An 8408-nucleotide genomic window follows, 5' to 3' on the forward strand; every position below is an offset into this window, starting at 1 on the left:
ACATGGCAAACTTTTTTATTAATCGCCCGATTTTTGCCTGGGTTCTGGCCATCATTCTCATGATGGCCGGCGCCCTGGCGATCATGCAGCTGCCCGTTGCGCAGTACCCGACCATCGCGCCGCCCGCCGTTGCGATTTCCGCAACCTACCCGGGAGCGGACGCGCAAACGGTGCAGGATACCGTAACGCAGGTTATCGAACAGAATATGAACGGTATCGATAACCTGATGTATATGTCGTCCACCAGCGACTCGTCCGGTAGCGTAACTATTACGTTGACGTTCCAGTCCGGTACCGACCCGGATATCGCGCAGGTTCAGGTACAAAATAAACTGCAACTGGCCATGCCTTTGTTGCCGCAGGAAGTACAGCAGCAAGGTATCAGCGTCGAGAAATCAAGCAGTAGCTTCCTTCTGGTGGCCGGTTTTGTTTCCGACAATAAGAACCTGACGCAGGATGACATTTCCGATTATGTGGCGTCTAACGTTAAAGATACCATCAGCCGGACATCCGGCGTCGGCGACGTCCAACTGTTTGGCGCGCAGTACGCGATGCGTATCTGGCTCGACAGCAATGCGTTAAACAAATACCAACTGACGCCGTTAGATGTTATTAACCAGCTGAAAACGCAGAACAACCAGATTGCCGCAGGCCAACTGGGCGGGACGCCTTCCATCCCGGGACAGCAGCTTAACGCCTCTATCATCGCGCAAACACGCCTGAAAACGCCTGAAGAGTTTGGCCGCATCACGCTGAAAGTGAATCAGGATGGTTCGATGGTCCATCTTAAAGATGTGGCCCGCATCGAACTGGGCGGCGAAAACTACAACATGGTGACGAAGATTAATGGCCAGGCGGCGACAGGTCTGGGTATTAAGCTGGCAACCGGCGCGAACGCGCTGGATACGGCAGCGGCCATTAAAGCAAAGCTTGCGGAACTACAACCGTTTTTCCCGCAAGGGTTGAAAGTGGTCTACCCGTATGACACCACGCCGTTTGTGAAAATATCGATTCATGAAGTGGTGAAAACGCTGTTTGAAGCAATCATCCTCGTTTTCCTGGTCATGTATCTTTTCCTGCAAAACATACGCGCGACGTTGATACCGACCATTGCGGTGCCGGTTGTACTGCTGGGTACATTCGCCATCCTGGCGGCGTTCGGTTTCTCTATTAATACGTTAACAATGTTCGGGATGGTGCTCGCCATCGGCTTGCTGGTCGATGATGCTATCGTCGTCGTGGAAAACGTCGAACGCGTGATGGTGGAAGAAAAGCTACCGCCCAAAGAAGCGACTCAGAAATCAATGTCGCAGATTCAGGGCGCGCTGGTGGGGATCGCGATGGTGCTTTCCGCCGTATTTGTGCCGATGGCCTTCTTTGGCGGCTCAACTGGCGCAATTTACCGCCAGTTCTCGCTGACTATCGTTTCTGCAATGGCGCTTTCTGTACTGGTTGCGCTCATCCTGACGCCTGCGCTTTGCGCCACGCTGCTTAAGCCTGCGTCTGCCGATCACCATGAAAAGAAAGGTGGCTTCTTCGGGTGGTTTAACACGCTGTTTGAGAAAAGCGTCGGGCATTACAGTAACAGCGTCAGCGGTATTTTGCGCAAGACCGGGCGTTATTTGCTGCTGTATGTCCTTATCGTCGGCGGCATGGCCATTTTGTTCCTGCGCTTACCCACCTCCTTCCTGCCAGAAGAAGATCAGGGCGTATTCATGACGATGGTGCAGTTACCTGCTGGCGCGACGCAGACGCGTACGCAGCAAGTGCTGGATCAGATTCAGAACTACTATCTGAACCAGGAAAAAGCCAACGTTGAATCCGTCTTTACCGTGAATGGTTTTAGCTTTAGCGGACAGGGGCAGAACTCCGGTATTGTCTTTATTAGCCTGAAGCCCTGGGAAGAACGCCCCGGCGAAGAAAATGGCGTAGAAGCGATCGTTGCCCGCGCAACCAGGGCATTCAGCCAGATAAAGGATGGTCTTGTCTTCCCGTTCAACCTGCCCGCGATTATTGAGCTGGGTACGGCAACGGGGTTTGACTTTGAACTGATCGATCAGGCGAACCTGGGCCACACGGAGCTCACCAAAGCCCGGAACCAGTTGCTGGGTATGATAAAAGAGCATCCCGACCTGCTGGTTCGCGTACGCCCTAACGGACTGGAAGATACGCCACAGTTCAAGCTGGATGTCGATCAGGAAAAAGCACAGGCTCTGGGAGTCAACCTGTCAGACATCAACCAGACGATTTCCACCGCGCTTGGCGGCACGTACGTGAATGATTTCATCGATCATGGACGAGTGAAGAAAGTCTATGTCCAGGCGGATGCGCCGTTCCGCATGTTGCCCGGTGACATCAACAATCTGTATGTCCGTAGCGCAAACGGTGAAATGGTTCCGTTCTCCACCTTCAGTTCGGCACGGTGGATTTACGGCTCACCACGTCTGGAACGCTACAACGGTATGCCTTCAATGGAGCTGTTGGGTGAAGCGGCGCCCGGCAGAAGTACCGGGGAAGCGATGGCATTAATGGAAAGCCTGGCGGCAAAATTACCGAACGGTATTGGTCATGACTGGACAGGCATGTCGTATCAGGAGCGCCTCTCCGGCAACCAGGCTCCGGCGTTGTATGCAATCTCACTGATTGTGGTCTTCCTTTGCCTGGCTGCATTGTATGAAAGCTGGTCCATTCCGTTCTCCGTTATGCTCGTCGTACCGCTCGGCGTGGTCGGCGCATTGCTGGCCGCCTCGCTTCGCGGACTGAATAACGACGTTTACTTCCAGGTTGGCCTGCTCACAACCATTGGCCTTTCTGCTAAAAACGCCATCCTGATTGTGGAGTTTGCCAAGGATCTGATGGAGAAAGAGGGACGAGGGTTGATTGAGGCAACGCTTGAAGCGTCGCGTATGCGTTTACGCCCAATCCTGATGACATCTCTGGCGTTCATCCTCGGCGTTATGCCGCTGGTTATCAGTCATGGCGCAGGCAGTGGCGCGCAAAATGCGGTGGGAACGGGGGTTATGGGAGGAATGCTGACGGCGACATTGCTGGCAATCTTCTTCGTTCCGGTCTTCTTTGTGGTCGTAAGACGTCGTTTTAACCGGCATCATGATTAACCACTAAAATTACGGCGCCTTCGGGCGCCTTTTTCCAAAATAATTATCCATTTATGTATTAAAAAGATAGTCATTTATTTTCCCTGCTATTTACCAGACATGCACCGCTTAGCCATCCTTTTCTCCATTATTTTTACAATCCACATGAATTGAAATTATTCCATATGCGGGTGCCTTTTTAAGGCGTGATAAAATAGCGTCGGGTTCGCAGCTAGCGGAGCATTCGACTTTGCTGGATGTAGCGAAACGTTTATTTTTGAGGTAACACCATGAAAAGATTAATTCCTGTTGCATTGCTCACAACCTTGCTGGCGGGGTGTGCGCATGACTCTCCTTGCGTTCCGGTTTATGACGACCAGGGTCGTCTGGTTCATACCAATACCTGTATGAAGGGCACCACGCAGGATAACTGGGAAACAGCGGGGGCGATTGCCGGTGGCGCAGCCGCTGTCGCAGGCCTGACGCTGGGGATTGTTGCCCTGACGAAATAGGTTTTATTAAAAGCGCGGCAACCCGCGCTTTTAATATAAGGCAAAGCTCTGGATAATCGATTTATTATTAATCATTAATTATAGATTTCTCTCACATATCTACTCTATAAGATTGGCGTTTTTCATTATTCTGTCTTAGTGAAACTGCATTTATCATACTTATCCTGCCGATATTAACGGGCGAAATCGTTATTCCGTACAGCACCCGTAAATTTAAATATTTTGCTCCAAAATGTGGCTTACGTTTCATTTTCGCACCATTTCAGGGCGCTGCATTTATTTTTTCCTGTCTACACTCTGCATATTGCGTCGAGCATTCGTTCGCAAAACCTGGCACTACCTTTGCTTAAAAGAGTATGGCCAAAGCCACAGACAGGTAAAGACGTTCCAGAACGTCTCTCTATAACGATAATTTCTCCACACAGGATGCATTATGAAAAAGATGATGATAGCCAGCCTGGCTGCGGTCGGCGTGCTGCTTGCTGTTGCAAATCAGGCGCATGCTGGCGCAACACTGGATGCCGTAAAGAAAAAAGGATTCGTACAATGTGGGATCAGTGACGGCCTGCCTGGTTTTTCTTATGCAGATGCAAGCGGTAAATTCACGGGTATTGACGTCGATGTTTGTCGTGGCGTTGCCGCAGCCGTCTTTGGCGATGATACAAAAGTAAAATATACCCCACTCACTGCAAAGGAACGCTTCACCGCCTTGCAATCCGGCGAAGTCGATCTGTTATCCCGTAATACAACCTGGACCTCTTCACGCGACGCAGGTATGGGCATGTCATTCACTGGCGTGACGTATTACGACGGGATTGGTTTCCTGACGCATAACAAAGCGGGGTTAAAAAGCGCTAAAGAGCTGGACGGCGCCACCGTCTGTATACAGGCTGGCACGGATACCGAACTGAACGTGGCCGATTACTTTAAAGCCAACAAAATGAAATACACCCCGGTCACCTTTGATCGCTCTGATGAGTCAGCCAAAGCGCTGGAATCGGGCCGCTGTGACACGCTGGCTTCTGACCAGTCTCAGTTATATGCCCTGCGAATCAAGCTGAGCGACCCTGCCGAATGGATCGTCTTGCCTGAAGTCATCTCAAAAGAGCCTCTGGGCCCCGTTGTGCGCCGTGGCGATGATGAGTGGTTCTCTGTCGTCCGCTGGACGCTGTTCGCTATGCTGAATGCTGAAGAAATGGAAATTAACTCGCAGAACGTAGATGAGAAAGCGGCGAATCCGGCAACACCGGACATGGCGCATTTGTTGGGCAAAGAAGGAGATTACGGTAAGGATCTGAAGCTGGATAACAAATGGGCCTACAACATCATTAAACAGGTTGGTAACTACGCGGAGATCTTTGAACGTAACGTGGGATCGGAAAGCCCGCTGAAGATCAAACGAGGCCAGAACAATCTCTGGAATAACGGCGGCATTCAGTACGCACCACCCGTACGCTAAGCCGTTGTGATGTAACGGGCGCCGCACCTGCGGCGCTCAGCCCAGAGTTATGGTTACCGAGGTTTTCTTATGTCCCATCGCCGCTCAACCGTGAAAGGAATGCTCTCCTTTTCTAACCCTGCGGTCCGCGCCTGGTTATTTCAAATACTCGCCGTTATTGCGGTTGTCAGTGTTGCGGTCTATTTAATTCATAATACGATTAACAATCTGAGCAGCCGGGGGATTACCTCAGGATTCGCGTTTCTCGATCGCAGCGCCGGGTTTGGTATTGTTCAGCACCTGATCGACTACGAGCAAGGGGATACATACGGTCGCGTCTTTCTGGTCGGCTTGCTCAATACCCTGTTGGTCTCCGCACTGTGTATTGTTTTTGCGTCATTTTTAGGTTTTTTCCTCGGCCTTGCACGCCTGTCGGATAACTGGTTATTGCGTAAGTTATCGACCATTTACATCGAAACCTTTCGCAATATTCCGCCATTGCTGCAAATCTTCTTCTGGTACTTTGCCGTCCTGCGTAATTTACCCGGGCCACGGCAGGCGGTCAGCGCGCTGGATTTGGTTTTTCTGAGTAATCGGGGACTCTATATTCCGGCACCACAGCTGGGTGAAGGCGTTATCGCTTTTTGCATGGCAATCCTTCTGGCGATCGTCATCTCCACTGGACTCTTTCGCTTCAATAAAACGCACCAGATTAAGACGGGGCAATTGCGCCGAACATGGCCTACAGCGTTGGCGCTTATCGTACTATTGCCGGCTGTCGCTCAGTGGCTATTTGGCGCGGCGCTGCACTGGGATGTGCCCGAGTTACGCGGGTTTAACTTCCGGGGAGGGATGGCATTAATTCCAGAACTGGCTGCGTTGACGCTGGCGCTTTCGGTATACACCTCGGCATTTATTGCTGAGATCATCCGTTCCGGTATCCAGGCGGTTCCCCACGGCCAGCATGAAGCCGCGCGTTCACTGGGCCTCCCTAATCCGGTAACGCTACGTCAGGTCATCATTCCCCAGGCACTGCGCGTGATCATTCCTCCATTGACCAGCCAGTATCTGAATATCGTGAAGAACTCATCGCTTGCCGCCGCTATCGGCTACCCGGATATGGTTTCCCTGTTTGCCGGAACGGTACTGAACCAGACGGGTCAGGCCATTGAAACCATCGCCATCGCCATGTCGGTATATCTGATCATCAGCCTCAGTATTTCCCTGCTGATGAATATTTATAACCGCCGTATCGCCCTGATTGAGCGCTAAGGAACCATGATGACAAAAGCTCTTCTGTCTCATCCCATGCGCCCGGCCAATAACGGCGCAGGTCGCATAATTTTGTGGGTACGTAAAAATCTCTTTTCCAGTTGGTCCAATAGCCTGCTAACCCTTTTTTGTCTGTGGCTCATGTGGATACTCATTCCCCCCTTGCTGAACTGGGCGTTTCTACAGGCTAACTGGGTGGGTTCGACGCGTGCTGATTGCACGAAAGCGGGTGCCTGCTGGGTATTTATCCACGAACGTTTTGGTCAGTTTATGTATGGGCTTTATCCACATGACCAACGCTGGCGCATCAACCTGGCATTACTCGTTGGTCTGGCCTCCATTGTGCCGATGTTCTGGAAAGCAATGCCCCGTCGCGGGCGCTACATCGCCGTATGGGCGGTTATCTATCCCATTGTTGTCTGGTGGCTGATGTATGGCGGTTTCTTCGGGCTGGAGCGGGTAGAAACGCGGCAATGGGGAGGATTAACACTCACGTTGATCATCGCTTCCGTCGGTATTGCGGGTGCCCTTCCTCTGGGAATTTTGCTGGCGCTGGGCCGTCGCTCTCATATGCCGATCGTTCGGATGCTCTCCGTTATCTTTATCGAGTTCTGGCGAGGCGTACCGTTAATCACCGTGCTGTTTATGTCTTCGGTCATGTTGCCGCTGTTTATGTCGGAAGGAACCAGTATCGACAAACTTATCCGGGCGCTGGTCGGGGTGATCCTTTTTCAGTCTGCCTACGTCGCAGAGGTCGTACGCGGAGGGTTACAGGCATTACCGAAAGGGCAGTATGAGGCCGCGGAATCTCTGGCGCTCGGGTACTGGAAAACCCAGGGACTGGTCATTCTCCCCCAGGCGTTGAAGCTGGTAATCCCGGGTCTGGTGAACACCATTATCGCCCTGTTTAAAGATACCAGCCTGGTGATCATTATCGGTTTATTTGACCTTTTCAGTAGCGTTCAGCAAGCAACTGTTGACCCTGCATGGCTGGGGATGTCGACCGAAGGGTATGTTTTTGCCGCACTGATTTACTGGATTTTCTGCTTCAGCATGTCGCGTTACAGCCAGCATCTGGAGAAACGTTTTAACACCGGGCGTACGCCGCACTGAGGATTTTATGAGCCAATTATTAATTCAACCTGCCGACGCGATGATCACGCTGGAAAACGTCAATAAATGGTACGGTCAGTTTCATGTTCTGAAAGACATTAATCTGAACGTGAAACAGGGGGAGCGTATCGTGCTGTGTGGCCCTTCCGGCTCGGGTAAATCCACGACCATTCGCTGTATTAATCATCTGGAGGAACATCAACAAGGACGGATTGTGGTAGACGGTATTGAACTCAATGAAGACATTCGCAATATCGAGCGGGTAAGACAGGAAGTCGGTATGGTGTTCCAGCACTTCAACCTCTTCCCACATCTGACGGTATTGCAAAACTGTACTCTGGCGCCGATTTGGGTACGGAAGATGCCAAAGAAAGAAGCTGAAGCACTGGCGATGCATTACCTGGAACGTGTGCGCATCGCTGAGCACGCCCATAAGTTTCCAGGGCAGATTTCCGGCGGGCAACAGCAGCGCGTGGCTATTGCACGTTCGCTATGCATGAAGCCCAAAATTATGCTGTTTGATGAGCCGACTTCCGCGCTGGATCCTGAGATGGTGAAAGAGGTGCTGGATACCATGATTGGTCTGGCACAGTCCGGGATGACAATGCTTTGCGTCACCCACGAAATGGGCTTTGCCCGAACGGTAGCAGACAGGGTGATCTTTATGGATCGTGGTGAAATTGTTGAGCAGGCGCCACCGGAAGAGTTCTTTGCCCATCCTAAATCAGAGCGCACCCGGGCGTTTTTATCGCAAGTCATTCACTAACTGCCTGGTGGCGCTGCGCTTATCAGGTGGAACGCGAGCCGGATAAGGCACCGCCGCCATCCAGCAGTTCTCAGGGCGCGTAAACGCAAAAAGGCCCGATCTTTCGACCGGGCCCTTCGCTTGATTTGATGTCTGGCAGTTCCCTACTCTCGCATGGGGAGACCCCACACTACCATCGGCGCTACGGCGTTTCACTTCTGAGTTCGGCATGG

At 51.9% G+C, this 8408-nt stretch carries 6 protein-coding genes and 1 rRNA gene; 6 read left to right on the forward strand and 1 reads right to left on the reverse strand.

All coding sequences use genetic code 11. The features are described 5' to 3' along the window. The first annotated feature begins 2 nt into the window (after window positions 1-2). The 6 genes from OGX75_RS13905 (at window position 3) to OGX75_RS13930 (ending at window position 8196) form a co-directional block, all read left to right on the forward strand. Window positions 3-3116: an efflux RND transporter permease subunit gene (locus tag OGX75_RS13905; RefSeq protein WP_286451079.1), complete on the forward strand. Its 3114-nt coding sequence runs from the start codon at window positions 3-5 to the stop codon at window positions 3114-3116. A gap of 269 nt (window positions 3117-3385) precedes the next feature. Beyond that, on the forward strand, window positions 3386-3607 hold the full coding sequence (locus tag OGX75_RS13910) for a putative periplasmic lipoprotein (RefSeq protein ID WP_012135403.1): 222 nt from the start codon (window positions 3386-3388) through the stop codon (window positions 3605-3607). A gap of 433 nt (window positions 3608-4040) precedes the next feature. Further along, window positions 4041-5066: an amino acid ABC transporter substrate-binding protein gene (locus OGX75_RS13915; RefSeq protein WP_286451077.1), complete on the forward strand. Its 1026-nt coding sequence runs from the start codon at window positions 4041-4043 to the stop codon at window positions 5064-5066. Between the two features lie 69 nt (window positions 5067-5135). Beyond that, window positions 5136-6317, forward strand: coding sequence for an amino acid ABC transporter permease (locus OGX75_RS13920; RefSeq protein WP_286451076.1), 1182 nt, complete (start codon window positions 5136-5138; stop codon window positions 6315-6317). A 9-nt stretch (window positions 6318-6326) separates the two neighbouring features. Continuing rightward, the gene (locus tag OGX75_RS13925; RefSeq protein ID WP_112001503.1) at window positions 6327-7430 is read left to right on the forward strand and encodes an amino acid ABC transporter permease; all 1104 of its coding nucleotides are present in this window, start codon (window positions 6327-6329) and stop codon (window positions 7428-7430) included. Window positions 7431-7437: 7 nt separating this feature from the next. Continuing rightward, complete coding sequence (locus OGX75_RS13930; RefSeq protein WP_012135408.1) at window positions 7438-8196, forward strand: amino acid ABC transporter ATP-binding protein; 759 nt, start codon at window positions 7438-7440, stop codon at window positions 8194-8196. Window positions 8197-8326: 130 nt separating this feature from the next. On the opposite strand, the gene rrf is transcribed toward OGX75_RS13930, so the two are convergent. Then, window positions 8327-8408, reverse strand: a 5S ribosomal RNA gene (rrf, locus tag OGX75_RS21320); the annotation flags it as partial.

It is taken from the genome of Citrobacter sp. CK199 (assembly GCF_030333285.1).
Classification (GTDB): Bacteria; Pseudomonadota; Gammaproteobacteria; order Enterobacterales; family Enterobacteriaceae; genus Citrobacter_B; species Citrobacter_B koseri.

Bases quoted from the DNA above. Each gene is read 5' to 3' on its own strand.
- OGX75_RS13905 (WP_286451079.1), top strand. From the start codon at position 3: ATGGCAAACTTTTTTATTAATCGCCCGATTTTTGCCTGGGTTCTGGCC.
- OGX75_RS13925 (WP_112001503.1), top strand. From the start codon at position 6,327: ATGACAAAAGCTCTTCTGTCTCATCCCATGCGCCCGGCCAATAACGGC.
- OGX75_RS13910 (WP_012135403.1), top strand. From the start codon at position 3,386: ATGAAAAGATTAATTCCTGTTGCATTGCTCACAACCTTGCTGGCGGGG.
- OGX75_RS13930 (WP_012135408.1), top strand. From the start codon at position 7,438: ATGAGCCAATTATTAATTCAACCTGCCGACGCGATGATCACGCTGGAA.
- OGX75_RS13920 (WP_286451076.1), top strand. From the start codon at position 5,136: ATGTCCCATCGCCGCTCAACCGTGAAAGGAATGCTCTCCTTTTCTAAC.
- OGX75_RS13915 (WP_286451077.1), top strand. From the start codon at position 4,041: ATGAAAAAGATGATGATAGCCAGCCTGGCTGCGGTCGGCGTGCTGCTT.